We start from the raw sequence: 23,056 nt of genomic DNA, 5'->3' as shown, positions 1-23,056 counted from the left end.
ATGCCCGAAACTACAATCGAAACATCAGAGAACAATACCCGATCCAAGTGCCAAATTAACAAACTCGCGCCCGGATGAGATCGGTGCCACGTCTCAACTCAGCGTCAGGTCATACCCAACGCTTCTTTGTACATTTCCAACACAGCCTCTTGCTCTGCGATTTCGTCTTTGTCTTTTTTTCTGAGGCTAACGATCGCTCTCAGCGCTTTTTGATCGTAGCCACGTGCCTTACTTTCAGAATAGACCTCACGGATCTGATCCGCGATATCCTTCTTTTCCATCTCAAGGCGCTCTATTCTCTCGACGAACTGCCGCAGTTCTCCCGCGGTAACCTTGTAGCTATCTTGAACCGATTCCTGTTCCATCATTTACCTCATTAGTCTTCGCTGCGCATATCCGGGTACAGAGAACACATCTCGGGATATGTGTATTCCTCCTAATCCATTGCCTTTAAAGTAAGACAACAAATTATTGGTGGTAAAAGAATCCCCGCGCCTTGGCTTCGGCCATGACTTCCTTCTGTTGCTCGGCCAGGTCCTTTTTCTCGGCATCCAGACGTTCAAACCGTTCGATGAACTGGCGCAGCTCGCCTGCTGTTACGCGATAGTTGGCGGCGGCCTGATCTTCGGTGATATCTTCCATATGCGTCTCTCCCAAAGGCTGAAAATCTGATGCAAGATGCCGGATACAGTGCTGCCGCCCGGGTCGCAAGCACCCAATCCCCGGTCGCACTTGTACGATCTGATTCGATCCGTTAAGCGCGGTGTCAGTTCACGATGAGATGTGGGGAACCATGTTCGAATTCATCACCTGGGGCGGTGCAGCCCTTTCCCTTGCCGGGCTCTTTGGTCTGGTCTGGTGTATTCTTCGCGTGATGAAAGCGCGCAAGGCCGGTTTGTCGGATGACGAGTTGCGCGCGGTGGTTCAGGGCGTTCTGCCCTGGAACCTGGCCTCTTTGTTCTTGTCTGTGATTGGACTGATGATGGTTATCCTAGGGATTTCCTTCGGATGACCCCCCTTGTCAGATCGGCAGGTTGTCGAACTGCGCTTCCATAGCGTCTTCACACAACGCCGCATCGAGACGCCGCAATCGAGATGGCACATGCATCCCCTGCTGGCGCATACGATCTACAACCTTGCTTACACTCGGTTGAAGCGCCAACCGCGTGTCCAGACACGCGCCTTCCAGTTTCTGCTCAAGCTGTTCTGCTTCGGAATACAGATTAGTTGCTGTCATAACCATCCTCCCAAGTGTTGCCAGTATTCCAAATATAGGTAACGGGAATACGACCCACAGATATTAACCTGAACTTGTGCGGGAATTTGCCTGACGTATTCGTAATTTCGGCAATTCGGCGCAGATAGGTTAAAGTTTAAGCCAATTTAACCGAACCTGCCTTGACGGGCATCAAATTCAGATTGGCAGTTGTGTCACATTCCAAATTACATATATGATATACACAACGGAAACGGAGGACCTCATGACGCCCGCAGTGAAAGCGTTTTTCGACGATCAGACCTTTACGGTGTCCTACGTCGTTCACGAACCACAAGGGCGCGCCTGCGCCATCATCGACAGTGTTTTGGATTTCGATCATGCCTCGGGTCGAACAGCGACCACATCTGCAGATCAAATCATCGACTATGTGCGCAGTCGCGATCTCAAGGTCGAATGGGTTTTAGAAAGCCACGTTCACGCCGATCACCTGTCTGCGGCCCCCTATCTGCAACAGGAACTTGGCGGCAAGATCGGGATTGGTGCCCAGATCGTTACTGTTCAGGACACGTTCGGCAAGGTCTTCAATGAAGGAACCGAATTCCAACGCGATGGCAGTCAGTTCGATGCGTTGTTCTCGGAAGGTGACAGTTTCCACATTGGCCAGATGCGCGGCGACGTGCTGCACACTCCGGGTCACACACCTGCCTGCCTAACCTATGTCATTGGCGACGCCGCCTTTGTGGGCGACACGCTGTTCATGCCTGATTTTGGTACAGCGCGCTGCGACTTCCCCGGCGGCTCTTCGGCAACCTTGTATGAGTCGATCCAGAAAATTCTGGCCCTGCCTGATGAAACGCGCATCTATGTGGGCCACGATTACAAAGCGCCGGGCCGCGAAGAATACGCTTGGGAAACAACGGTGGGTGAGCAAAAGGCGCTGAACGTGCACATCGGACAGGGGCGTAGTATCGAAGAATTTGTGGAAATGCGCGACGCACGTGATGCGACCTTGGCGATGCCGCGCCTGATCTTGCCCTCCTTACAGGTGAATATGCGCGCAGGGCAGATGCCTCCGGCGGATGAGCAAGGTGATGTCTTTCTGAAACTGCCGGTCAACAAGCTCTGACGCGAGTTAAAAAAGGATATAACTTATGGAAATAGAATGGGTCTGGGGCCTGTGCGGCGGTTTACTGATTGGGCTGGGCGGCGCAGTTTACCTGCTTGGGAATGGCCGGGTTATGGGCGCAAGCGGCATTCTGGGCGGCCTTGTTGACGGCAGCGCCCGCGATACGAAGGCCGAGAAGTTGGCCTTTGTTGCAGGCCTGATCGGCATGCCTCTTCTGCTGCGACCGCTGATCGCGCCCGAGGCCCAAACGCATCTCACCAGCAACTTGGGCCTTGTTGTCATAGCTGGTTTGCTGGTTGGCATCGGCACACGTATCGCCAATGGCTGCACATCTGGTCACGGGGTCTGCGGCATCTCTCGGTTCTCACTCCGCGGCATTGTGGCCACCGTCTTCTACATTCTCGCCGGGGGCGTGACCCTTGTTCTGCTACGCCATATCTGGGGATTGATCTGATGCGCCTTCTTGTTGCCCTAACAGCTGGATCACTATTTGGTGCCGGATTGTTGATTTCTGGCATGACCGATACGACAAAAGTTCAAGGATGGCTGGACGTATTCGGCAACTGGGATCCGACTTTGGCGTTTGTTATGGGGGGCGCCATTTTGCCAATGCTGGTCGCATGGCGACTGACGACCGGGCGCAAGCCTTTGACCGGGAATGAATTTCCGCCTCCTGCGAAGCCCGAAGTGGATCGTAGACTGGTTGTGGGTTCAGTCCTATTCGGCATGGGTTGGGGGCTGGTTGGGCTCTGCCCCGGACCGGCCATGGCCTCGCTGAGTTATGGTGGGCTTGGAGGACTGGTTTTTCTGGTCGCAATGGTGGTTGGTATGTTCCTGGCCCCGACCTTTGGCGCGCAACTGGACAGAGCAGCAAACGCAGCCTAAGGAATTGGCATGGAGATTCGACCGATCACCCCCCGCTATGCCGTCTCACCGCAGATCACAGTTGATGATGTGCCAGCGATAGCTGCTGCCGGCTTTGTCAAAGTGATCTGCAACCGACCCAACGTCGAAGTTCCACCCACAATGCGATCCGACGCGATCGGTGATGCAGTGCGCGCTGCGGGCATGGAATACGAAGTGCTTGAGTTGACCCATCAGACCATGACGCCCGAGAATGTGCAGCGTCAGCGCGATATGGCGGAAAATTGTAGCGGACCGGTCTTGGCCTATTGCGCTTCGGGCACGCGATGTTCAGTGATTTGGGCTTTGGGTCAATGCGAACATATGAGCACGGATGACATCCTGACCGCGACCACAAACGCCGGATACCAGTTGGACGGTCTGCGCCCTGCTCTCGAGCAACTTCGCAGTAAGGCTGGTTAGACCTAAAGCGTTATTACTGTTCACCCAGCCCTGGTTCTGATGCGTTCAGACCGGCCAGCTGCGAGATTTCCGCCACCATCTGCTCAGAGTCGCCAATGACCAAATCCCCCGCAAGGGTCCCACCGGTCTCGGCCAAGGGCACCGGGGGCGTGATTTCAACGGCGCTGTCAATTGGCGCGTCCAGGCTGCCCTGAGGGTTTAGCCCTCCCCGGCTTTCGATAAACTCCTGGGCTTCTGCTCCGCTCAGCGCTGGTAAAGCAGCATGCTCGTTTAATCGAATGGCCCTTAGACCACCGCACTGTCCCAAGCGACCAACACCTGCTCGCGTTCGTTCAATCGTCAGAACCTCAGCTCGATCCAAGCGCGCGCCGCGCAACGGCAGGACATCACCAACCTGCATCCCAGACAACGCGGACAATGGCAACGTCATCCGACACAAGGCCGCATTCAAATCCGCCCTTACCATACCCGAAGACTGTTCAATGCGGGGGCCTGCAGGGCTTGGGGTTTCCTCCACAACTTCTGGCGCAACCGGTGCTTCGGGTAAAATGACCGAAATCTGCCCTTGCCGTACCCCGTTGGCCAAATCGACGGTCAGGTCGAAGATGCGATACTCATCCTCGGTCATGGTCAGAGACAAGCTCTGCAAATCTGCCGCGCGTGACGAATACTCGTTTCCCTCAAGGCAAACTTGTTCTGTCGTCGGGTCGATTAGACCCGCAGATCGAGCCAAGGCCGCTTCGACCAATGGCGCAACCATAGCGGCGTCGGTATCTGTAAAGGCCCGTGGTGTTGGCGCGTCCGACATCACCTCACCGATGGTTTGCGTTTGAACGATGGCGGACACCAAGTGCGAGTCCAAGCACGTGGCTGCACGTCCCTGTGGCCCATCAAACTCCAGTAGTAACCAGTCTTGACCAATCGCTTCAACCAGATGTTCAGCAGACTGACTGGTTTGTCTGGCCCCGATCACTGCAAGCGGCAAGTTCAGGCGATCCCCCGCGGCCCGCGCGAACCCCAAGCGCAGCGCCCGCAGAACCGAGCGCGGCCGGTCGTCCAAATCCTTTTGCCCAGCGGACAGTTTGCGCACCAATGCGGCATTGACGGGTTCTGACATAACGCCTGATCACCAATTGTTTCAGCAATTGGCAACAGGTTTACACCGTCGGACGTTACGAAGTTCTTTATGTCCGCTTCACTGGGCGGCCTGTCGGTGCGCCAATGGCAGGCTGACTCGGAACGCCGCCCCGCCCTGCCCCGGTAAATAGCTGATCTCGCCCCCCAACCGCTGCATGATTTCGCGGCAAATTGCCAAGCCCAGACCTGCCCCTCCGGCCTTGTCGCCGCCGACGCGGGCAAATTTCTCGAACACCATCGAGCGCGCGCCGGGCGGAATGCCACTGCCATTGTCGATGAAATCTATGATTACGCGCCCGCCAACATCATATGCGGAAATGGTCAGAACGGGCTCGTCCGCGTCACAGTATTTCTGTGCGTTTGAGATCAGGTTAATGAACACCTGCCCCAACCTGTCCAGATCCGTGTGCAAGACAATCCGTTCGGCCGCACGGGCGCGACGCACGCTTATCTTGCGCCCAGCACCAGCCAATGCGCTGGACACGGCCCGATCCAGGACCGAGCGCAGACTATCATCACCCAAGTTGAGATTGACTTGCCCGTTTTCCAGCACGCTCAGATCCAACAGATCATCCAGCAAGCGGGTCAAACGCAGCGCTTCGTCATGGATGATCGTCGCGTATCGGGTCTGCTCATCCCTGCTCAGCCCTTCGGTATCGCGCATGATTTCAGAAAACGCGCGGATCGAGGTCATCGGCGTCCGCAACTCATGACTGACCTGACTCAAAAAGTTGTCCTTTTGCGCCGAAACCTGCGTGAGTTTGGCATTTGCTTCGCGCAGTTGCCGTGCCGTCCGGCTGAGTTCAGAGGACTTCACCTCAAGCTGACTGGAATACTCCAGCAATTGCGCTGACTCATCCGCAACAGCCAAAAGGTCTTCGACCGAAACCGACGAGCCGCCGACGATCTGCCCAATCATCGCGTGAGCCGTGGCCGTTCCAACTGATCCGCTCAATTCGCGTTCAAGGCGGCCCAGGAATGCTGGCGTGGGCTCGGGCAGATGCGATCGACCTCCTTGTTTCTCGGCCTCGGCCTGGAAAAACTCCTGCGCGGGCCCGGTGCCCAGAATCCGCTGGGTCATGATCATCAAATCTTCGCTTTGCGCGACCGATCCGGACCAGCCACGCGGCGCGACCGAATGATCGAAAACATTGACAAATTGCGCGCCCTGCAACCGTTCCAACGGGCTGGGAAAACTCAGCAAAGAAGCCACACAGAACGCGATTGTGTTCAGCAACAGTGACCACATCACGGAATGGACCATTGGGTCGATCCCCTCGATCCCGAACAAGGCCTGTGGGCGCAGCCAGCTGATGCCGAACAATCCGTTCTGCAACACCGTTTCCGGCATCGACGCGCCGCTCATGCCGGGCAACAACAAGGTGTAAATCCACAAAACAAAACCGACCGTCAGCCCAACCAGAGCCCCGGTTCGCGTGGCCCCGCGCCAAAACAGACCGCCGACCAAAGCGGGCAAAATTTGAGAAATCCCCGCAAAAGCGATCAATCCGATTGAAGCCAGCGCTGCACCGCCTCCGGACAGGCGGTAGTAGAAAAAGCCCAACGCCATAACAACCGCGATGGACACACGACGGGCCATCAATACGATATTGCGCACATCGCCAGAGACCGAGCCCGTACCTTCTTGTGTGTTCAGCCAGATGGGCATGACAACATGGTTCGACACCATCGTGGACAAAGCCATGGCTGTTACGATCACCATCGATGTCGCAGAAGAAAACCCGCCGATGAAAGACAGCATCGCCAGCCAGTCATTGCCTTGCGACAACGGTACGGTCAGGACGAAAAGGTCGGGGTTAGCCCCTTCGGGCAGCAGGTCCAGACCCACTACGGCAATCGGTACTACAAACAAGCTCATTAACAGCAAGTAGAGGGGGAAAGCCCAGGCAGCAGTTCTTAGATGGCTTTCGTCGTCATTCTCGACCACCATCACCTGGAACATGCGCGGCAAACAGATAAAGGCCGCCGCCGACAGGAATATAAAGGTCGTCCACCGCCCGGCATCAACATGCCACTGCCCGATTTCCGACGCGTCGATCCGCTCCATCATCGGGCCGATACCGCCAGCGATGCCCCACACGACAAAAACGCCGACCGCAATCAACGCAAACAGCTTGACGATAGCCTCCACCGCGATGGCCGTAACCACCCCGTGGTGGCGTTCGTTCACGTCCAGATTGCGCGTTCCGAAGAGGATGGCAAAAACGGCCAAGCCAGCCGCAACCCAAAATACACTGGACCCTTCGCGATACAGGCCCGATGGGTCAGCTTCGGCAAAGATCGAGAAAGACAGGGTAATCGATTGCAGCTGTAGCGCGATATATGGCGTTCCGCCCAATACCGCCAGAATGGTTACGCAGACCGCCAGCGTGTTTGATTTACCATATCGAGACGACAGCAGGTCCGCGATTGAGGTCACTCTTTGACTGCGCCCCACACGCACCAGTTTGCGCAGCCCCCACCACCAGCTGACCATGACCAGTGTCGGGCCAAGATAGATCGTAACAAACTCCAACCCTGACCGCGCGGCGTTGCCCACGGCGCCATAGAAGGTCCAGGCGGTGCAATAGATCGACAGCGACAAGGTGTAGATCAGCGGCGAGCGCAACCATTTCCCACGCCCAGCAGCAGCCATGCGATCCGCAGCGAAGGCGACGGCAAACAGAAAGACCACATAGCCCAGACAAACCAGAATCAGAACGTTTACGGTGGTCATCACTCGGCCCCTGTTTCAGGGTCCTCGGGCGTGCGCATACGGCGCGCGGCAAAGCCGAAAATCACGCTGATCAAGATCAGCGCGCCCCAGCAGACGAAGATGTAGAAAATTGCCGAAGAAAGCGGTACGGCCGCATCTCCGCTGGACCGGTCGGGCCAAAGAAGCGGCAGTGCGAACAAGAGCGCCCCAAGAAACGGCAAAAACCGGGCCGCATCCGTCAGTCTGCGACGGCGATAGCTTTGACGTTCCAGAAAAAGCGAGGGTCTGGGGCTGGATGGCTGACCTTTGTCGCTCTCGTCTGACATTACATTTGCGTCGCCTGCGCGTGAAGATCACGCACAGCCGTCAACACTTCGGCGTTGGAAAACGGTTTGGTCATAAAGCGGCTAACGCCTGCATTTTCCGCCATTTCCCGGTCGCGCGACTGCCCGCGCGCCGTCAGCATCAAGACCGGAAGGCTTGCCAGTTCTTCCATCTCTCTGAGATCGCGCAGAATATCCATGCCGTTTTTACCCGGCAACATAACATCCAGAATAACCAAGTCGGGCTGAGCCCCCTGGATAACCTCAAGCGCATCGGAGCCATCGCCATGAATCTCGACCTGCCACCCCTCGCGGGACAACAGAAACCGGATTGCTTCGGCAATGTTCGGCTCGTCCTCGATCAACAGAACCTTGCGGCTCATATTTTCTGTTCCTCCCCAAAACCGGTCGTCCGTCCCGCAACCGATTAGGATCAGATTAAGCGTTCTGTCAGGAAAGTGTCAAAAACCTTCGCTCAAAATCGACGGTTCGCGGCGAGCGGTGCATTCGTTGCGGGGGCAGACCCGGCAGTTCGGCCCAACTTGCGTAACCGGTGCATCACCGGCTTGCTCTTGAACCGGCCGTACCAACATGACGGATCGATAAGCCGGATCCTGATCATAGCCCGGCACCGCATGGGGCCACGCATAGGCAAAGCACTCGAACTCAGCCGAAGCCCGCCCGGTTTGCTCGACTTGCTTACGCACCGGAACCAAAGGTCGGTTCAGCGCCGTGAAAACAGGCCAAAGCGGACAAGCCTCGCCATGTCTGGGCATGGCAAATCCTGGTGTTGGTTTTAGAAACAAGATGCTGCCGGATGCATCGCACAACACCAACCCCGCCGGTTCAGAAACAACACTTTCTGGCAAAAAAGCCAAACGCCGCAGCACGGTCGCCATGTCGACAGAAAAATGATGGGCCAAATCAACAGGGTCTGGTTGGGCGCCCCGAACACGAGCGGCGACAGCATCCAGTGGCATTGCCCGGGCGTCAGCCCTGTAAATCTCCAACATCTCGCGTGCCAAGGTTTGGGCTGCTGTGGTATTTAGGCTGCTCAGATCGACGGCATCCGTAGCGCCCCCCTCTTCCAGTTCCGTGAAACTATAATCGCGGGCCTGGAAAAACGCTTCGACCTCCTCCAACGGAACGCCACGCGGGTCGACGGCTGCGTCGCTTTCATCCAGAAATGTCACCAACGCCTTGGAGCTGTCCGCCAACCGCTCGGCATCCTGGTGCAGGTTTTTATGGAACCGTTCGCGCCATTCAGCCTCGATGTCTTCAGTATCCGCAAGAATCGCGGCCGTAGATCGAATCGCTGCCGCGGTCGACAAAACCTCGTGCATCGAGGCCGCCAGATGGGGGTCATGAGTCAGCCGGTCCGATAGGATCTCAACATTTCGTTCGAGCGAGACGACACGGCGATGCATCTGCGCCAGAACACCTGCCCAGCCGGTAAAGCGCCCGGCGAACTCCTCCAAGCTGTCCAACTCTGCATTCTGGCCAACCGCGTCATCTGCCGCTTCGCGCAAGGCCGACACCAGCGTGGCTTCTATCCCTCGCGTCAACACCGATGGTTCAACCGACAGGGCCGCAGCAATATCCACCAGCAACTTACCCCCGATCCGACGGCGATTGTGCTCGATAAGGTTCAGGTAAGAGGCCGAAATCCCCGCCAAACGGGCCAGTTCCGCTTGCTTAAGCCCGGCAATCTGCCGCCGCTCGCGAATGCGGCTTCCAGTCAAAGCGTCACGCATGTTAGTTGCCTCCTGACCCGCGACAAGCTAAGCACCCCAAATTATTTTCGAAACATACTATATTTCTCATTTAGTTAGGTCAAAATTTTCTGTTTCGATTTACATAGTTTACACAATCCAGACACACTCCACGACAGCGCAACTTGTCATCATCATGTAAGAAGTTGCTTCACCCCTTCTCTTCCGTGCTGTTTCCCGGCACGATACCCACATGAGCGACCCCGCCTTTGAATACGCACCCATCGGCCTTGTAGAGCTGGAGAACCGGATTATCCGGCGCTGCAATCTGCAGTTCTCGCGCACGTTTGGTGGTGAGGAAGCTGACTATCGCAATATGCCTTTGCTGCACCTCTATCCCTCGGTCGCCGATTGGGAGCGGATCGGAGAGCGCAGCCTGCAGGTGATGCGCGACACCGGATACTACACCGATGAACGCGTCATGCGGCGGCGCAATGGCGATCTGTTCTGGTGCCGCGCTCGGGGCCGCTCACTCACCCCTGATGACCCGTTCCGACACGGTATCTGGAGCTTTTCCGACATCTCGGAAGAACGGCCTCTGGTTGAGTTGACGGTACGTGAACGCGAGGTGGCCATCCTGTCGTGTCGCGGCTTGTCGGCTAAGGAAATCGGTGGGGAACTGGGGCTGAGTTATCGGACAATCGAAGCCTATCGTGCCCGCTTGCTTGAAAAGTTCGGCGCTCGAAAACTTTCTGAGTTGGTCGCAAAGCTGTCGGGAATGCCATTGTGACCCATTCGGCCCCTTAATTTAAGCGGCAAACCAGCTCGCAATGGTGCGAGTCGGCGCTTTTCATGCACGGCTGCTTGGCCTATAACGCTGCGTAATTTGATTAGAGCCCGCAAAAACAGACGGGCCAAAGGGGAACCGTCGAGGACACTCATGACAGATACCAAACACGAAGCGGATGTGGCATTCATCAAGGCTCTGGCTGAATTGCTGCGCGAAAACGACCTGACGGAACTGCAGGTCAAACGCGAATATGGCGAGGAAGACAGCCTCAACGTGCGCGTCAGCCGCATGACACAGGCCGCAGCCGCTCCGGTTCAGGTCGCAGTACCCGCCGCGGCCCCCGCACCAGCCGTCGCCCCTTCGGCTGCCCCTGTCGCAACCGAAACCCCCGCAGCGCAAGAAGACCCGGCCAATCACCCTGGCGCTGTCACCTCGCCTATGGTTGGAACGGTCTATATGCAGCCCGAACCCGGCGCGCCTGCATTCATTAGCGTCGGTGCTTCTGTTTCTGAAGGCGACACACTGCTGATCGTCGAAGCGATGAAAACCATGAACCACATCCACGCCCCCAAATCGGGCTCGATTAAACGCATTCTGGTTGGCGATGGCGACGCAGTGGAATTCGGCACCCCTCTGGTCATCATCGAGTAAGGCGGGCCCATGTTCGACAAGATCCTGATTGCCAACCGAGGCGAGATCGCCCTGCGCGTCATCCGCGCCGCCCGCGAGATGGGGATTAAGACGGTCGCCGTCCATTCCACCGCTGACAGCGACGCGATGCACGTGCGCATGGCAGACGAATCGGTCTGCATTGGCCCCCCTCCTTCACCGCAAAGCTATCTGTCCGTACCGGCGATCATCTCGGCTTGTGAGATTACAGGTGCGCAAGCGATCCACCCGGGCTATGGCTTCCTGTCAGAGAATGCCGAGTTCGTGCAGATCGTCGAAGATCACGGCATTACCTTTATCGGCCCCACCGCGGAACATATCCGCGTGATGGGCGACAAGATCACCGCCAAGGACACGATGAAGGCGCTGGGTGTGCCCTGCGTGCCCGGCTCGGACGGTGGCGTTCCCACGCTGGAAGATGCCAAGCGTATCGGAGAGGAATTCGGCTATCCCGTCATCATCAAGGCTACCGCTGGTGGCGGCGGTCGTGGCATGAAGGTCGCGATGAACGCCGATGAGATGGAAAGCGCCTTTATGACCGCGCGCGCTGAGGGCAAGGCCGCCTTTGGCAATGACGAGGTCTATATCGAGAAATACCTGACCACTCCCCGTCATATCGAAATTCAGGTCTTCGGTGACGGCAAGGGCAAAGCCGTGCATCTGGGTGAACGCGACTGCTCGTTGCAGCGCCGGCACCAGAAAGTGTTTGAAGAGGCCCCCGGCCCCTGCATCACCCCCGAAGAACGCGCCAGGATCGGCAAGGTCTGTGCAGATGCCGTGGCCAAGATCAACTATATCGGCGCGGGCACCATCGAGTTCCTCTATGAAAACGGCGAGTTCTATTTCATCGAAATGAACACCCGCCTTCAGGTGGAACATCCTGTCACCGAAGGCATCTTTGGCGTCGATCTGGTGCGCGAGCAAATCCGTGTGGCCGCAGGCGAACCGATGTCATTTGGGCAAGAGGATCTGGAAATCAACGGCCACGCCATTGAGGTTCGGATAAACGCCGAAAAGCTGCCGAACTTTTCACCTTGCCCGGGCAAGATTACGGCCTATCACGCGCCGGGCGGTCTGGGCGTGCGGATGGATTCAGCTCTCTATGACGGCTACTCGATCCCACCCTACTATGACTCGCTGATCGCGAAGCTGATCGTTCAGGGCCGCGACCGGGCCGAAGCTCTGGCGCGTCTGGATCGCGCGCTGGGAGAGTTGATCGTGGACGGCATCGATACCACAGTCCCTCTGTTCCATGCCTTGTTGCAGGAACCCGACCTGCACAGCGGCGATTACAACATCCACTGGCTGGAGCGCTGGCTTGCGGAGAATATGGAATAGTAACCTCCAAGAACCGGAGGGCGCACGCCTTCCGGTTCCCTCTTACCCAAAATGAGCCTATCCGCTGAACTTTTGCTGCACGGGTACTCCATCGGCATTTTCCCGATGGCCGAACATCGCGATGATCCCGAGTTGTTCTGGGTCGATCCAAAGTTTCGCGGCGTCTTTCCGTTGGACGGGTTCCATGTCTCGCGTAGTCTTTCACGCCGCATCCGCAATTGCGGGTTCGATATCACGATCAATCAGGACTTTTCAGGCGTCGTGGATGGCTGTGCCGACCGGGCCGACACCTGGATCAACGCAGAGCTGCACGATCTGTACCGCCAATTGCACCAAACAGGTTATGCCCATTCTCTTGAAGTCTGGGACAGAGCCGCACTTGTGGGCGGTGTCTATGGTGTAACCTTGGGGGCTGCATTCTTTGGGGAAAGCATGTTCTCACGCCGAACGGATGCGTCGAAAATCGCCCTTGCCTATCTTGTGGACCGCCTGCGACAAACCGGATTCCACCTGTTCGATACGCAGTTTCTAACCGCACACCTGGCTTCATTGGGTGCCATCGAAATTCCACGCAGCGCTTACAAAAAGGAACTGGAAGAGGCTCTGAATCTCAGCGCCGATTTCACAGCATCAATAGATCAGTCCGCAGCAGGTGTAATACAGCGGATCACCCAGACATCATAACGCGCATGATCCAGCGCGTTCAGGGCTGGGGATGTTGCAATCATCCAGCCGTCAAACAACTGATCAGCTTTCCCCGTTTCCCAAATCGTCAAATAGGCAAACGCGTCACCCGTCGGGTTGTCAACCGGATAGCGGCAATCCCCCAGGGCAACGTCCAAGCCAAAAACAGCTTCGGTCTCACCGCTTTGCATTTCAACATCGACGGTCTGACCGCTGACTTTGTCCAATCCGCGCAACATGGCCCCCGGACCGGACTGGACCTTTTGCTGAGCAACAGCGCTGGTCCCGACCATAAGAAGGGCAATTAAAGCAGCGCGGATCATTCGCTGCCATCTCCGGCCACAAACTTGACCAGCAGAGAGATCAGACTGACCGCGCCTTGCGTATCCTCAATCTCGTCTCCGGGTTCGAAATAGAATGGTGACCCGCCGGGCATTAACTCGACGAAATTTCCGCCCAGCAGCCCCTCGGACGAGATCACAATGGCGCTGTCATCCGGCACCAGGACGCCATCGGCAATGGTGAAGGTCGTGTCTGCGCGATAAGTATCCGCGTTCAGCGTCACGCCGGTCACGGTTCCAATCTTGACACCTGCAAGACGAACATCCGTCCCGACACCGACCCCTTCCAACGATCTGAAAGACGCGCCAAGTTCATACCCGGCCGCGCCCTTCGACAGGCCCGTCGATTGGCTGGCGTAAACACCAAATGCCAGCGCACCGGCCAACACGACGCCACCGACAACAACTTCGGTCCAATTATGGCTCGACATCTTTGCCTCGCTTATTCCGGGCTCCAGGCCTCATAATCTTTGCGCTCAACCGGTTCGGCCCGACGCAGCGATCCGGCCGGCGTATAAGCCAGCGCAGTACCCGTCAGGTTTTCCTGATGTGGTTTTTCCCAGGATTTATGCGGTAAAGGTTTGTCCGTCGGAGGTTCGTCCCAGGTGCGGTGCAACCAGCCGTGCCATTCCGGGTCAACTCGACTGGCTTCAGCCTCGCCGTTGAATATCACCCAGCGCTTGCTGTCATCCGCCGTTCGATAAAACACATTGCCTTCATTGTCTTCGCCAACTTTGACGCCCTTACGCGACGTATAGATCTGCGTGTTCAGAGTGGACCCGTTCCACCAGGTCACGGCTCGCAAAAGACTGTTCAGGATTCCCATCGGGTGCCTCCGGCATTTCGGTCGAGGAAAGGTATGGACCAAAGGCTCGCCAAGGTCCAGTGCCACTGGGGTCGCCTGCGTCACTCCGGCAGAAACGCGGTCACTTCAATTTCGATCCTGTATTTTGGGTCGATCAGCCCACACTCAATCATAGTCGCAGCCGGAGGATTTGCGCCGAAGGTTTCAGCCAGAATGGGCCAACACGGCTCAAACTCTATACGATCCGGCAACATGTATGTCACCCGCACAACATCTTTAAAACTTGCCCCGGCATTTTGCAGAGCAGTTTCGATGGTCGCCAGCGCGGAACGGCACTGCGCAACAATATCTTCACCTTGCCCAACTGTGCCGGCCACGTGAACCCACCCGCCGGCAACGACCGCGCGGCAGTAACCAACTTTTTCCTCAAATTCGCCGCCTGATGAGATCCGCTGGATCGCCATATCGCTCCCTCTTTGTTGTTGGCAATCCGCAAACCGCCATGCCCATCGCAGGACCCCTGCGTTCATTTGGCCTGACTTTTTTCCAAGAAAATCAACTGCGGCGGCGGGGGCAAAGCCCCCAACCGCATTGTCAAAAACAATAGCCGCGACAGGGCAGCTTACCCAGCAGAAGCTGATTCAGGAGCCGCATCCGCATAGATGAACAAAGGTTGAGACTCGGACGCGACGGCCTCTTCGTTCACCACAACTTCGCTGACATTCTTCATGCCGGGCAATTCGAACATGGTATCCAGCAGAATGTCTTCCAGGATCGACCGCAGTCCCCGTGCACCGGTTTTGCGCTCGATGGCCTTCTTGGCAATCGCTTTCAATGCGTCATCGGTAAAGTCGAGTTCGACGTCTTCCAGCTCGAACAGGCGCTGATACTGCTTGACCAAAGCGTTCTTGGGTTTTGTCAAAATAGTGACCAGAGCATCTTCGTCGAGATCCTCCAGCGTTGCCAGAACTGGCAAACGCCCAACAAATTCTGGGATCAGACCAAATTTAAGCAGATCCTCGGGCTCCAAATCCTTGAAAATCTCGCCAACGCCACGATCATCATTGTCGCGCACATCGGCTCCGAAACCCATGGCCGAGCCTTTGCCACGCTGCGCGATGATCTTATCCAGGCCCGCAAACGCGCCGCCGCAGATGAACAGGATATTGGTGGTATCCACTTGCAGGAATTCCTGCTGAGGATGCTTGCGCCCTCCTTGCGGCGGAACGCTGGCCACGGTGCCTTCCATCAGCTTCAGCAGCGCTTGCTGCACGCCCTCGCCCGACACGTCGCGCGTGATCGATGGGTTTTCGGACTTGCGCGTGATCTTGTCGACCTCGTCAATATAGACGATGCCGCGCTGCGCGCGCTCAACGTTGTACTCACTGGCTTGAAGGAGCTTGAGGATGATGTTTTCGACATCTTCGCCCACATAGCCAGCTTCGGTCAACGTCGTTGCGTCAGCCATGGTGAACGGAACATCCAGGATGCGGGCCAGTGTTTGAGCCAGCAGAGTCTTGCCGCAACCGGTGGGACCGATCAGCAAAATATTCGACTTCGCCAGTTCAATATCGCTGCCAGCTTTCTGAGCATGATTCAAACGTTTGTAGTGGTTGTGAACCGCCACCGACAAAACACGCTTGGCTGTGGCCTGACCGATCACGTAATCGTCGAGAACCTCGCAAATATCCTTTGGCGTTGGAACGCCATCAGACGACTTCAGCCCGCTGGCCTTGGTCTCTTCGCGGATGATGTCCATGCACAGCTCGACACATTCATCACAGATGAATACGGTCGGGCCTGCGATCAGTTTTCGCACCTCGTGCTGGCTTTTCCCGCAGAAACTGCAGTAGAGCGTGTTCTTACCGTCGCCGCCTGAATTCGTCGCCATGATCTACCTTTCGGGCCTCGTCCCTGCACCCCGTCAGGGATGCGCTTACGCCTGTTTGTGCAGCTTAGGCCAGCACTCTGGCGGCTACAATCTCAAAATGAACCCCGCGCCCAAGGCGCGGAGTGTCGGTCTCAGGCCTCATCTGTGTCCATTTTTGCACGGTTTTCGACGATTTCGTCGATGTGGCCCCAGTCTTTCGCCTCTTCCGGGCTCATGAAGTTGTCACGGTCAAGCGCTTTTTCAACCGCCTTTTTGGTCTGCCCGGTATGACGCACGTAAATGTCATACAGGCGATCCTTCAGCTTTTGCGTCTCGGCTGCATGAATCATGATGTCGCTGGCTTGGCCTTGGTAGCCACCGCTGGGTTGGTGAACCATGATACGGCTGTTGGGCAAGGAGAAACGCATTCCCTTCTCGCCGCCAGCCAACAAAACCGACCCCATCGACGCCGCCTGACCGATCACCAATGTGGAACATTTCGGCTTGATGTACTGCATTGTATCGTAAATCGACAAACCGCTTGTCACTACACCACCAGGCGAGTTGATGTAGATCGAGATTTCCTTGTTCGGATTCTCGGCCTCAAGGTGCAACAGCTGCGCGACGACCAAATGGCTCATTCCATCATGAATCGGGCCGTTGATGAAGATGATCCGCTCTTTCAGCAGACGTGAGAAAATATCGTAAGCGCGTTCGCCCCGGCTGGTCTGCTCGACGACCATGGGAACGAGCGTATTCATGTAGGTATCTACGGGATCGAACATTCGGAACCTGCCTGCTTTGCTATGGATCGGGACACTACCCCAACAAGTATTACCCAAGTCTTAGTGTTGGCTCGGGGGGGCTGCAAGGGGGGGCAAGCGAGAACGATGAAGGAATGTAGGATGACACCAATTCCGCACAGCTCGACCCGTTGTTCGCGATCCGGAATACTTTTGAGCCACCGCCTAAACCACACAGCCTTAGTATACGGGGAAAAGCGGCGAGGGTTCCCCTTTCACTCATCACGGTATTTTGATTTATACATATGGAACAAAATGCACGAAACATGTAGGTGAGTGAACGGCGTAGTTGCGCCGTAATATGATAACGTTACCCATTGACGGGGTTAGCAAGGAACTAGAACGATGGCACTTCCACAGTTGTCCCAGGACATGCCCCAAGAAGACATGTATCGCATGGTAGAAAACGCCGCGTTTGCATCTAATTTTCTAAAGGCAATTAGTCACGAAGGACGCCTGATGATTTTGTGCCATCTGGTATCTGGTGAGAAGTCCGTCACAGAACTGGAAGGGCTTTTGTCCGCGCGGCAAGCCGCCGTATCCCAGCAGTTGTCGCGTTTGCGCCTTGAAGGATTGGTCGTACCTCGGCGGGAAGGCAAAGCAATCTACTATCGTTTGGCAGACGATCGTCCACGTCGGATTCTTGAAGTTGTCTACGAGCTATTCTGCGACAGAGACGCCTCCTAACTACTGGTCTGGTCAGTAGAAAGCTGCTACCGAAAATTTATCGAGCACCAAGGAGACGACTATGATCCGTGTATTTCTGATTGGCCTGAGCCTGTTTGCCCTGACCGCCTGCGAAACTGCAAAAGGCGCTGGCAAAGACATCGAAAAAGCCGGGGATGCCATCCAGAACGCTGCAACAGACGTGCAGGAAAACCTGTAAGCGTTTCTGACCCTGATCACCAAGCATCGGCATTTCAAGAAAGACGGGCTCCGGTGTCACTACCAAGCATCCGCGCTTGGACGCTTGGCCCTACGACTTGATCACAAGCCAAATACCGGGGCTCTTTTGTTCGCGCAAAAGAGCCCCGTTCCCGTTCAGAAGAGGGGTGAGTGGTAGCCTGTATGAAACCGTGATCCGGCAAAGGAAAAGGCGTCAGGTGCGCAGACGCGGTCTTTGCATGTACCCTTTCGGATACGCCTGACGCCTTACCGGGTCGGCGCGCCCCGAGGGACGTTCCGATCCTTTTGCCTCAGCCCCACAGGGGGCTTTGGCGATTGCTGCGAACCCATAGGGAAACACAGCATGCATCGGTAAACCAAGAGGATGATCAACTGACGTGGGCGGGTTGCCCGCAATCACCTGACCTCAACGGTAAGTCTTTGAAGTTCAGAGAAAATCCCAAGACCCTCTCAATCGCTCCAACCCTCCGGCCCTTTGCGTACCGCCTTTGGCTCCGAGGATCCTGGGCGGTGTCAGGACTTTGGCATTCCGGCCGGCTTCGGACAAGAAAATAGCACTGCAGCATGAAAAATTGACGGGGATAAAATGTTGATATCCGCAGGGACATTTCTGTGGATAATCCGAGAAAGCGCGGCACTGCGCAGGGTTGATGGAGCATTTGCCAATACGGGTAGAAACCGCCCTTTTTCCGCGCAATGCTGCAAGCGCGAACGCCAACATGCACTCTGCCGGGCGAAAAACACCGGGTTTGACAAGTTCTCTGCGCCTCAAACTATCGAATCGCGCACTCAGACGCGAGAGAAACACACTATCGCATGAACTGGGACCGGATGGCGCGTAAGTCACCGCACGCAACGCCGCGCTGAAGGTCCGCGAGGTCCAGATGCCCATGGGTCGAGGAACACCGCATTCTGACCCAAAACCAACTGAACCCTGTCGCGGGCAATGTGCGCCACCCGGCCCACCTCCCCTGGTGGAGACAATGGTTGCTTTACTGAGAAGCGGCCCGGCCCGGCTGGCTAACCTACACCTCCGCCGCGCAGACAATCGGGCGGCGGTCCATACCCCCTACTGTCCGACCGGGCCGGAACCGCTTCAGTTCACCTGACGTTCCAGAACGGTGCTGTAGGTCGTTCCATTCCGCAGGCTACGGAAATCCGCATAGATCTTGCCATCCTCATACCGCGCGTCGATCAGCGCATTGGCTCCGATCACCAGCGGTGAGGTTTCAACGATGCCAATAGACCCCGAGCCATCGAGACTTATGGTGCCGGTGGCCTCGTACTCATTCCATTCTGTATCGCCATCACGGCGCCACTTGCTGGGCCCCCAGAAGACATTGTCTTCCTGCATCTGGACGTCGAGCATCCATTCGGCCTGATTGAACCGGGGCTGATCGCCCTTGTAGTAGTGGCTGGGTTGAACGGTCGTGTAAGACCCCAGCCACGTGCCGCGCAGGTCGGGCGTGGTATCGGCCAGAGCGGCCGTTCCAAGGGTGAGTGTCGTGGCCAAAGCGGCTGCTCCGGCAGTCATGTATCTGGTCATGGGCTCTCTCCTTTTCGTCTGGTCAACAGATTGGGAGGGCGCGCACAGGTTACAACTTACCTAAGGGAAACTTCATGATTGGTTCACCGGGAGCTTAGAATGGGGCTTCAGGCCCATGCCAGAGCTGTCCCGACAATGACCAGCGCGATGCCGACCCCCTCGCGATAAGAAAAGTTCTCGCCAAACAGGAAATATGAGGAGATGGCGATCAGCACGACCTCGGCCCCGAGAATACCGGTATAGATGATGCCCAACCGTTCATTGCGCAGCGCGGCAAGTTCCAGCGTCGCGGCGGCCAACAGCGTGGCAACGATCAGAAGGGTCAGGCCAACACCGGGGATCTTCCACCAGAACTTCATCGAGATCATGGCCACGGAATAAAGACCGGCCGACCCGAGGGCAATGAGTGGGAGCATGGATATGGACATAGGGGCCTCCCGCCGGGGTTGCCGTTAGGTCAACATTAACAGGAGAACGGAGTTGGGGCTGTGAGGTTGGTCACAGTTAGTCGGTTATTTGAATTGCGGGCAGCGCCGCCCGAGGGGGTGAGGGCGTCTTGGAATTCGTCCAGTGGACGAATTCAGCCGCGAACGGGCGGAGCCCCGGGGCGCAAACGCGCCTCCCGTTTTGCCGGAGGCAAACCTACGGTTTGACGGGGGCGGATCATGCCAGAGGCATGCTTTCAGCATGACGTGGCCCGGCGGTGCCGCCGGGCGGGTGGGTTCGGTTCGGATAAACCCGATCGACTACGTTACTATTCCACGAATTCGCATTCAGAACCGCTAACCGTCGCGTTATCGAAGCCATAATCATTCAACAAAATCTCTACAACTCCCCTATCAGACCGATTGTTAGGACCAATGATGACTTCTGCGATTGATGGCCTCGAACCACCCCCTCGATCAGCATGCACCAAGTCAAGACCAGCGAAAGCTCGAATGTTGTTTCGGGTGGCTCTGAACCCAACATCGCCGTTTTGAACAAATGGTTCTGGATCACCAAAAATCTCAAATGTGCTCGGTTCACCAGCCATTGAGCCAAACGGTATTAAAAGACGCGTTTCCCGCTCATTTTCCCAAGACTTGTGTTTATATGAAGCAGTCAAAGAGACCAAATCGATTGCGCAAAAGACCGGCATTTTTTCCTTCATGTTCGCATCGCAACCGGAATACTCGCGCATATGCTCTTCAAAAGTTTGCGCAATACTTTTTGAGAATAGTTGCGGCTCGTAAATTACACTGCGCCACCAATGCCGAGGAAAATAGTCTTCTTCTATTGCGATAGAAAACCCTTTACCGCCATCAGAGTAGTTCATCCAAGAATACAAATCGTCCTTTCGCTGAGTAAATGATGCGCCTAGAAATTTGATTTTTTCTTTGTAGTTATCGAAAGCGGCGCGCACTTCTTCCAAAAACTTTTGGTTTTCTGAACCCTCAGCAAATGAAAGGCTGTCTAGGTAGTCTTTGACTACAGGAAGGCCATTCTTTACTTCGCGCGGATCGTTCATCGATTCTAAGTCAGAAGCCCAAATCTCACCGTTTTTGACGATTTCAAGAAATGCCGCCGCGCTACAATAGTGATAGTATCGCGGAGAAAGACCCGAAAACAGGCCAGTAAGTGCGTTCTGCAAAATGCTACCTCGAAAGCTATTCGAAACAAGTTTATTCACCAAAACAAGATTATCAACTCTTCGGTTCTCGCGCTGAGACCCTGTGGGCAAGCAGTTGGCTGCGCCAACCGCTTTCGCCTACCCGCCGTAAAATGGCCAGCCTTTAGCTGTCCACCAGCACTATTACTGCACCGGGTGCCGCACGCAGTTGGCTGCGCCAAACGCTTTCGCGCACTCGCACTTAAAATGGATTAAGAATCCATTTTAAGTGCGGAAATAAACGCTTCCTGAGGGATATCCACCTTTCCGAACTGGCGCATCTTTTTCTTACCCGCCTTCTGCTTGTCCAGCAGTTTGCGCTTCCGCGTGGCGTCGCCTCCGTAACACTTCGCGGTCACGTCCTTGCGCAGGGCCGAGAGGGTCTCGCGGGCGATGACTTTGCCTCCGATGGCGGCCTGGATCGGGATTTTGAACATGTGGCGCGGGATCAGGTCCTTGAGCTTTTCGCACATCGCCCGGCCCCGCATCTCGGCCCGGTCGCGGTGAACCATGGTCGACAGCGCGTCGACCGGTTCGTCATTCACCAGCACCGACATCTTGACCAGATTGTCCTCGGTATAGCCGGTCATCTGGTAGTCGAACGAGGCATAGCCTTTGGTCACTGATTTCAGGCGGTCGTAGAAGTCGAAGACGACCTCGTTCAGCGGCAGGTCATAGACGACCATGGCGCGGCTACCGGCATAGGTCAGGTCCAGCTGGATGCCGCGGCGATCCTGGCAGAGTTTCAGTACGTCACCCAGATACTCGTCGGGCACCAGAATAGTCGCCTTAATACGCGGTTCCTCGATATGGTCGACCTTGGACGGGTCGGGCATGTCGGCGGGGTTGTGCAGCTCGATCATCTCACCGTCTTTCATGTAGACGTGATAGATCACCGACGGCGCGGTGGTGATGAGCTCGATATCATATTCGCGTTCGATGCGGTCGCGGATGACCTCAAGGTGCAGAAGCCCCAGGAAGCCGCAGCGGAAGCCAAAGCCCAGCGCGGCCGAGGTTTCCATTTCAAAGCTGAAGCTGGCGTCGTTCAGCGCCAGCTTGTCGATCGCATCCCGCAGGTCTTCGAATTCGGCCGAGTCCACAGGAAACAGGCCACAGAACACCACCGGCTGCGCGGGTTTGAAGCCGTCCAGCGCGTCCTCAGTCCCGTTACGGTCATTGGTGATCGTGTCACCCACTCGGGTGTCGCGGACCTGTTTGATGGATGCGGTCAGAAAACCGATCTCACCGGGGCCGAGGCTGTCGACCATCTCCATCTCGGGACGGAAAACGCCGACGCGGTCGACATGGTGCAGCGTGTTGTTCGACATGAACTTGACCCGCATCCCCTTTTTCAGCGTGCCGTCCATGATGCGGACCAGAACGATGACGCCCAGATAAGCGTCGTACCACGAATCCACCAGCATCGCCTTGAGTGGCGCATCCAAGTTGCCCTGCGGTGCGGGCAGCTGTTTCACAATGGCTTCCAGCGTTTCGTGGATGCCCTGCCCCGTCTTGGCGCTGACCTGAATGGCATCAGTCGCGTCGATGCCGATCACATCCTCGATCTGTTCGGCCACACGGTCACAGTCGGAGGCAGGCAGGTCGATCTTGTTGAGCACCGGCACGATCTCATGATCGGCGTCGATGGCTTGATAGACATTCGCGAGCGTCTGCGCCTCGACTCCTTGAGTCGAGTCCACAACCAGCAAAGAGCCTTCGACCGCGCGCATGGACCGGCTGACCTCATAAGCAAAGTCCACGTGACCGGGCGTGTCGATCAGGTTCAGAACGTAATGCTCACCATCATCCGCCGTATAGTCGATGCGGACCGTGTTGGCCTTGATGGTGATGCCACGCTCGCGCTCGATATCCATGCTGTCGAGCAGCTGTTCCTTCATGTCGCGATCCTTGACCGTTCCGGTCTCTTGGATGAGCCGGTCAGCAAGGGTGGATTTGCCATGGTCGATATGCGCGACGATGGAGAAATTGCGGATATGAGCGAGGTCTGTCATGGGTTGGGGATATGTAGAGGAATCGTGGGTTGGTCAAGGTGGATTGAGTGCGCCGACGATACTATACAACGTCCTTCGACTTGTT

The 23,056-nt window shown here is 56.3% G+C and carries 28 protein-coding genes and 1 pseudogene; 11 read left to right on the top strand and 18 right to left on the bottom strand.

All coding sequences use genetic code 11. The annotated features are described in order from the left end of the window. Positions 1-104: 104 nt before the first annotated feature. Both I9187_RS03995 and I9187_RS03990 read right to left on the bottom strand, forming a co-directional pair. Positions 105-365 carry a DUF2312 domain-containing protein gene (locus I9187_RS03995; RefSeq protein ID WP_170516978.1) on the bottom strand — a complete coding sequence of 87 codons (261 nt, stop codon included), beginning with the start codon at positions 363-365 and terminating at the stop codon, positions 105-107. A gap of 118 nt (positions 366-483) precedes the next feature. Next, positions 484-642 (bottom strand): annotated as a pseudogene (locus I9187_RS03990) (GapR family DNA-binding domain-containing protein); the annotation flags it as partial. Positions 643-793: 151 nt separating this feature from the next. Here I9187_RS03990 and I9187_RS03985 point away from each other — a divergent pair. Further along, positions 794-1,012, top strand: a complete 219-nt coding sequence (locus I9187_RS03985; RefSeq protein WP_171177689.1) for a hypothetical protein — start codon at positions 794-796, stop codon at positions 1,010-1,012. A 9-nt stretch (positions 1,013-1,021) separates the two neighbouring features. On the opposite strand, the gene I9187_RS03980 is transcribed toward I9187_RS03985, so the two are convergent. Continuing rightward, positions 1,022-1,237 (bottom strand): hypothetical protein, encoded by a 216-nt coding sequence (locus I9187_RS03980; protein WP_171177691.1) that lies wholly within the window; start codon positions 1,235-1,237, stop codon positions 1,022-1,024. A gap of 244 nt (positions 1,238-1,481) precedes the next feature. On the opposite strand from I9187_RS03980, the gene I9187_RS03975 reads away from it, so the two are divergent. From I9187_RS03975 to I9187_RS03960, 4 genes are read left to right on the top strand one after another with little or no spacing between them, the layout of a single operon-like run. Further along, positions 1,482-2,345: an MBL fold metallo-hydrolase gene (locus I9187_RS03975; protein WP_171177693.1), complete on the top strand. Its 864-nt coding sequence runs from the start codon at positions 1,482-1,484 to the stop codon at positions 2,343-2,345. Positions 2,346-2,370: 25 nt separating this feature from the next. Next, complete coding sequence (locus tag I9187_RS03970; protein ID WP_171177695.1) at positions 2,371-2,799, top strand: YeeE/YedE thiosulfate transporter family protein; 429 nt, start codon at positions 2,371-2,373, stop codon at positions 2,797-2,799. Further along, positions 2,799-3,230: a DUF6691 family protein gene (locus I9187_RS03965; RefSeq protein WP_171177697.1), complete on the top strand. Its 432-nt coding sequence runs from the start codon at positions 2,799-2,801 to the stop codon at positions 3,228-3,230. Before I9187_RS03970 ends, I9187_RS03965 begins: the two co-directional genes overlap by 1 nt. A 9-nt stretch (positions 3,231-3,239) precedes the next feature. Next, positions 3,240-3,671 carry a TIGR01244 family sulfur transferase gene (locus I9187_RS03960; RefSeq protein ID WP_171177700.1) on the top strand — a complete coding sequence of 144 codons (432 nt, stop codon included), beginning with the start codon at positions 3,240-3,242 and terminating at the stop codon, positions 3,669-3,671. 13 nt (positions 3,672-3,684) lie between these two features. Here the strand turns inward: I9187_RS03960 and I9187_RS03955 are convergent, their stop codons facing one another. The 5 genes from I9187_RS03955 to I9187_RS03935 all read right to left on the bottom strand — a co-directional run bounded on the left by I9187_RS03955 (position 3,685) and on the right by I9187_RS03935 (position 9,601). Continuing rightward, entirely contained in the window at positions 3,685-4,788 is a 1,104-nt protein-coding gene (locus tag I9187_RS03955; protein WP_171177702.1) for a FliM/FliN family flagellar motor C-terminal domain-containing protein, read from the bottom strand. 78 nt (positions 4,789-4,866) lie between these two features. Next, positions 4,867-7,545 (bottom strand): sensor histidine kinase, encoded by a 2,679-nt coding sequence (locus I9187_RS03950; RefSeq protein WP_171177704.1) that lies wholly within the window; start codon positions 7,543-7,545, stop codon positions 4,867-4,869. Next, positions 7,545-7,850, bottom strand: coding sequence for a hypothetical protein (locus I9187_RS03945; RefSeq protein WP_171177706.1), 306 nt, complete (start codon positions 7,848-7,850; stop codon positions 7,545-7,547). Before I9187_RS03945 ends, I9187_RS03950 begins: the two co-directional genes overlap by 1 nt. Further along, positions 7,850-8,230: a response regulator gene (locus I9187_RS03940; RefSeq protein ID WP_171177708.1), complete on the bottom strand. Its 381-nt coding sequence runs from the start codon at positions 8,228-8,230 to the stop codon at positions 7,850-7,852. Before I9187_RS03940 ends, I9187_RS03945 begins: the two co-directional genes overlap by 1 nt. 78 nt (positions 8,231-8,308) lie before the next feature. Beyond that, positions 8,309-9,601, bottom strand: coding sequence for a short-chain fatty acyl-CoA regulator family protein (locus I9187_RS03935; RefSeq protein ID WP_171177710.1), 1,293 nt, complete (start codon positions 9,599-9,601; stop codon positions 8,309-8,311). A gap of 211 nt (positions 9,602-9,812) precedes the next feature. Between I9187_RS03935 and I9187_RS03930 the strand changes: the two genes are divergently transcribed. The 4 genes from I9187_RS03930 (at position 9,813) to aat (ending at position 13,040) form a co-directional block, all read left to right on the top strand. Further along, the gene (locus tag I9187_RS03930; protein WP_171177712.1) at positions 9,813-10,349 is read left to right on the top strand and encodes a helix-turn-helix transcriptional regulator; all 537 of its coding nucleotides are present in this window, start codon (positions 9,813-9,815) and stop codon (positions 10,347-10,349) included. A 150-nt stretch (positions 10,350-10,499) separates the two neighbouring features. Further along, positions 10,500-11,000, top strand: coding sequence for an acetyl-CoA carboxylase biotin carboxyl carrier protein (gene accB / locus I9187_RS03925; protein ID WP_209509542.1), 501 nt, complete (start codon positions 10,500-10,502; stop codon positions 10,998-11,000). Between the two features lie 9 nt (positions 11,001-11,009). Then, positions 11,010-12,356, top strand: coding sequence for an acetyl-CoA carboxylase biotin carboxylase subunit (accC, locus tag I9187_RS03920; RefSeq protein WP_171177716.1), 1,347 nt, complete (start codon positions 11,010-11,012; stop codon positions 12,354-12,356). A 51-nt stretch (positions 12,357-12,407) separates the two neighbouring features. Then, positions 12,408-13,040, top strand: coding sequence for a leucyl/phenylalanyl-tRNA--protein transferase (gene aat, locus I9187_RS03915; RefSeq protein ID WP_171177718.1), 633 nt, complete (start codon positions 12,408-12,410; stop codon positions 13,038-13,040). Here aat and I9187_RS03910 read toward each other — a convergent pair. The 6 genes from I9187_RS03910 to I9187_RS03885 all read right to left on the bottom strand — a co-directional run bounded on the left by I9187_RS03910 (position 12,995) and on the right by I9187_RS03885 (position 16,841). Beyond that, positions 12,995-13,363, bottom strand: coding sequence for a DUF2155 domain-containing protein (locus I9187_RS03910; RefSeq protein WP_171177720.1), 369 nt, complete (start codon positions 13,361-13,363; stop codon positions 12,995-12,997). The genes aat and I9187_RS03910 overlap by 46 nt on opposite strands. After that, entirely contained in the window at positions 13,360-13,812 is a 453-nt protein-coding gene (gene mlaD, locus I9187_RS03905; RefSeq protein ID WP_171177721.1) for an outer membrane lipid asymmetry maintenance protein MlaD, read from the bottom strand. The genes I9187_RS03910 and mlaD overlap by 4 nt, the downstream gene beginning before the upstream one ends. Positions 13,813-13,823: 11 nt before the next feature. After that, positions 13,824-14,207, bottom strand: a complete 384-nt coding sequence (locus I9187_RS03900) for an NADH:ubiquinone oxidoreductase subunit NDUFA12 (protein WP_171177723.1) — start codon at positions 14,205-14,207, stop codon at positions 13,824-13,826. Positions 14,208-14,287: 80 nt separating this feature from the next. After that, the gene (locus I9187_RS03895; RefSeq protein ID WP_171177725.1) at positions 14,288-14,650 is read right to left on the bottom strand and encodes a RidA family protein; all 363 of its coding nucleotides are present in this window, start codon (positions 14,648-14,650) and stop codon (positions 14,288-14,290) included. Positions 14,651-14,808: 158 nt separating this feature from the next. Further along, positions 14,809-16,077, bottom strand: coding sequence for an ATP-dependent Clp protease ATP-binding subunit ClpX (gene clpX / locus I9187_RS03890; RefSeq protein ID WP_171177726.1), 1,269 nt, complete (start codon positions 16,075-16,077; stop codon positions 14,809-14,811). Between the two features lie 131 nt (positions 16,078-16,208). Beyond that, the gene (locus tag I9187_RS03885; protein ID WP_171177728.1) at positions 16,209-16,841 is read right to left on the bottom strand and encodes an ATP-dependent Clp protease proteolytic subunit; all 633 of its coding nucleotides are present in this window, start codon (positions 16,839-16,841) and stop codon (positions 16,209-16,211) included. Positions 16,842-17,204: 363 nt separating this feature from the next. Between I9187_RS03885 and I9187_RS03880 the strand changes: the two genes are divergently transcribed. Together I9187_RS03880 and I9187_RS03875 are read left to right on the top strand one after the other, a co-directional pair. Continuing rightward, complete coding sequence (locus tag I9187_RS03880; RefSeq protein ID WP_209509541.1) at positions 17,205-17,546, top strand: metalloregulator ArsR/SmtB family transcription factor; 342 nt, start codon at positions 17,205-17,207, stop codon at positions 17,544-17,546. A 61-nt stretch (positions 17,547-17,607) separates the two neighbouring features. Then, on the top strand, positions 17,608-17,745 hold the full coding sequence (locus I9187_RS03875; RefSeq protein ID WP_171177732.1) for an entericidin A/B family lipoprotein: 138 nt from the start codon (positions 17,608-17,610) through the stop codon (positions 17,743-17,745). Positions 17,746-18,861: 1,116 nt separating this feature from the next. Here the strand turns inward: I9187_RS03875 and I9187_RS03870 are convergent. The 4 genes from I9187_RS03870 to lepA form a co-directional block, all read right to left on the bottom strand. Next, on the bottom strand, positions 18,862-19,311 hold the full coding sequence (locus I9187_RS03870; RefSeq protein ID WP_171177734.1) for a hypothetical protein: 450 nt from the start codon (positions 19,309-19,311) through the stop codon (positions 18,862-18,864). Between the two features lie 107 nt (positions 19,312-19,418). Beyond that, the gene (locus I9187_RS03865; protein ID WP_171177735.1) at positions 19,419-19,739 is read right to left on the bottom strand and encodes a hypothetical protein; all 321 of its coding nucleotides are present in this window, start codon (positions 19,737-19,739) and stop codon (positions 19,419-19,421) included. Between the two features lie 326 nt (positions 19,740-20,065). Further along, on the bottom strand, positions 20,066-20,941 hold the full coding sequence (locus I9187_RS03860) for a DUF2971 domain-containing protein (RefSeq protein ID WP_209509540.1): 876 nt from the start codon (positions 20,939-20,941) through the stop codon (positions 20,066-20,068). 230 nt (positions 20,942-21,171) lie between these two features. Next, a complete protein-coding gene (gene lepA / locus I9187_RS03855) occupies positions 21,172-22,971 on the bottom strand; it encodes a translation elongation factor 4 (RefSeq protein ID WP_171619677.1) in 1,800 nt (599 codons plus the stop codon). Positions 22,972-23,056 lie beyond the last annotated feature (85 nt).

This window comes from Ruegeria sp. HKCCE4148 (genome assembly GCF_017872495.1).
Lineage (GTDB): Bacteria > Pseudomonadota > Alphaproteobacteria > Rhodobacterales > Rhodobacteraceae > Ruegeria.
The sequence above is the reverse complement of the archived record's forward strand: the minus strand, read 5'-3'. Positions and strand labels throughout refer to the sequence as shown.

Bases quoted from the DNA above. Each gene is read 5' to 3' on its own strand.
- I9187_RS03995 (WP_170516978.1), bottom strand. From the start codon at position 365: ATGGAACAGGAATCGGTTCAAGATAGCTACAAGGTTACCGCGGGAGAA.
- I9187_RS03985 (WP_171177689.1), top strand. From the start codon at position 794: ATGTTCGAATTCATCACCTGGGGCGGTGCAGCCCTTTCCCTTGCCGGG.
- I9187_RS03980 (WP_171177691.1), bottom strand. From the start codon at position 1,237: ATGACAGCAACTAATCTGTATTCCGAAGCAGAACAGCTTGAGCAGAAA.
- I9187_RS03975 (WP_171177693.1), top strand. From the start codon at position 1,482: ATGACGCCCGCAGTGAAAGCGTTTTTCGACGATCAGACCTTTACGGTG.
- I9187_RS03970 (WP_171177695.1), top strand. From the start codon at position 2,371: ATGGAAATAGAATGGGTCTGGGGCCTGTGCGGCGGTTTACTGATTGGG.
- I9187_RS03965 (WP_171177697.1), top strand. From the start codon at position 2,799: ATGCGCCTTCTTGTTGCCCTAACAGCTGGATCACTATTTGGTGCCGGA.
- I9187_RS03960 (WP_171177700.1), top strand. From the start codon at position 3,240: ATGGAGATTCGACCGATCACCCCCCGCTATGCCGTCTCACCGCAGATC.
- I9187_RS03955 (WP_171177702.1), bottom strand. From the start codon at position 4,788: ATGTCAGAACCCGTCAATGCCGCATTGGTGCGCAAACTGTCCGCTGGG.
- I9187_RS03950 (WP_171177704.1), bottom strand. From the start codon at position 7,545: ATGACCACCGTAAACGTTCTGATTCTGGTTTGTCTGGGCTATGTGGTC.
- I9187_RS03945 (WP_171177706.1), bottom strand. From the start codon at position 7,850: ATGTCAGACGAGAGCGACAAAGGTCAGCCATCCAGCCCCAGACCCTCG.
- I9187_RS03940 (WP_171177708.1), bottom strand. From the start codon at position 8,230: ATGAGCCGCAAGGTTCTGTTGATCGAGGACGAGCCGAACATTGCCGAA.
- I9187_RS03935 (WP_171177710.1), bottom strand. From the start codon at position 9,601: ATGCGTGACGCTTTGACTGGAAGCCGCATTCGCGAGCGGCGGCAGATT.
- I9187_RS03930 (WP_171177712.1), top strand. From the start codon at position 9,813: ATGAGCGACCCCGCCTTTGAATACGCACCCATCGGCCTTGTAGAGCTG.
- accB (WP_209509542.1), top strand. From the start codon at position 10,500: ATGACAGATACCAAACACGAAGCGGATGTGGCATTCATCAAGGCTCTG.
- accC (WP_171177716.1), top strand. From the start codon at position 11,010: ATGTTCGACAAGATCCTGATTGCCAACCGAGGCGAGATCGCCCTGCGC.
- aat (WP_171177718.1), top strand. From the start codon at position 12,408: ATGAGCCTATCCGCTGAACTTTTGCTGCACGGGTACTCCATCGGCATT.
- I9187_RS03910 (WP_171177720.1), bottom strand. From the start codon at position 13,363: ATGATCCGCGCTGCTTTAATTGCCCTTCTTATGGTCGGGACCAGCGCT.
- mlaD (WP_171177721.1), bottom strand. From the start codon at position 13,812: ATGTCGAGCCATAATTGGACCGAAGTTGTTGTCGGTGGCGTCGTGTTG.
- I9187_RS03900 (WP_171177723.1), bottom strand. From the start codon at position 14,207: ATGGGAATCCTGAACAGTCTTTTGCGAGCCGTGACCTGGTGGAACGGG.
- I9187_RS03895 (WP_171177725.1), bottom strand. From the start codon at position 14,650: ATGGCGATCCAGCGGATCTCATCAGGCGGCGAATTTGAGGAAAAAGTT.
- clpX (WP_171177726.1), bottom strand. From the start codon at position 16,077: ATGGCGACGAATTCAGGCGGCGACGGTAAGAACACGCTCTACTGCAGT.
- I9187_RS03885 (WP_171177728.1), bottom strand. From the start codon at position 16,841: ATGTTCGATCCCGTAGATACCTACATGAATACGCTCGTTCCCATGGTC.
- I9187_RS03880 (WP_209509541.1), top strand. From the start codon at position 17,205: ATGGCACTTCCACAGTTGTCCCAGGACATGCCCCAAGAAGACATGTAT.
- I9187_RS03875 (WP_171177732.1), top strand. From the start codon at position 17,608: ATGATCCGTGTATTTCTGATTGGCCTGAGCCTGTTTGCCCTGACCGCC.
- I9187_RS03870 (WP_171177734.1), bottom strand. From the start codon at position 19,311: ATGACCAGATACATGACTGCCGGAGCAGCCGCTTTGGCCACGACACTC.
- I9187_RS03865 (WP_171177735.1), bottom strand. From the start codon at position 19,739: ATGTCCATATCCATGCTCCCACTCATTGCCCTCGGGTCGGCCGGTCTT.
- lepA (WP_171619677.1), bottom strand. From the start codon at position 22,971: ATGACAGACCTCGCTCATATCCGCAATTTCTCCATCGTCGCGCATATC.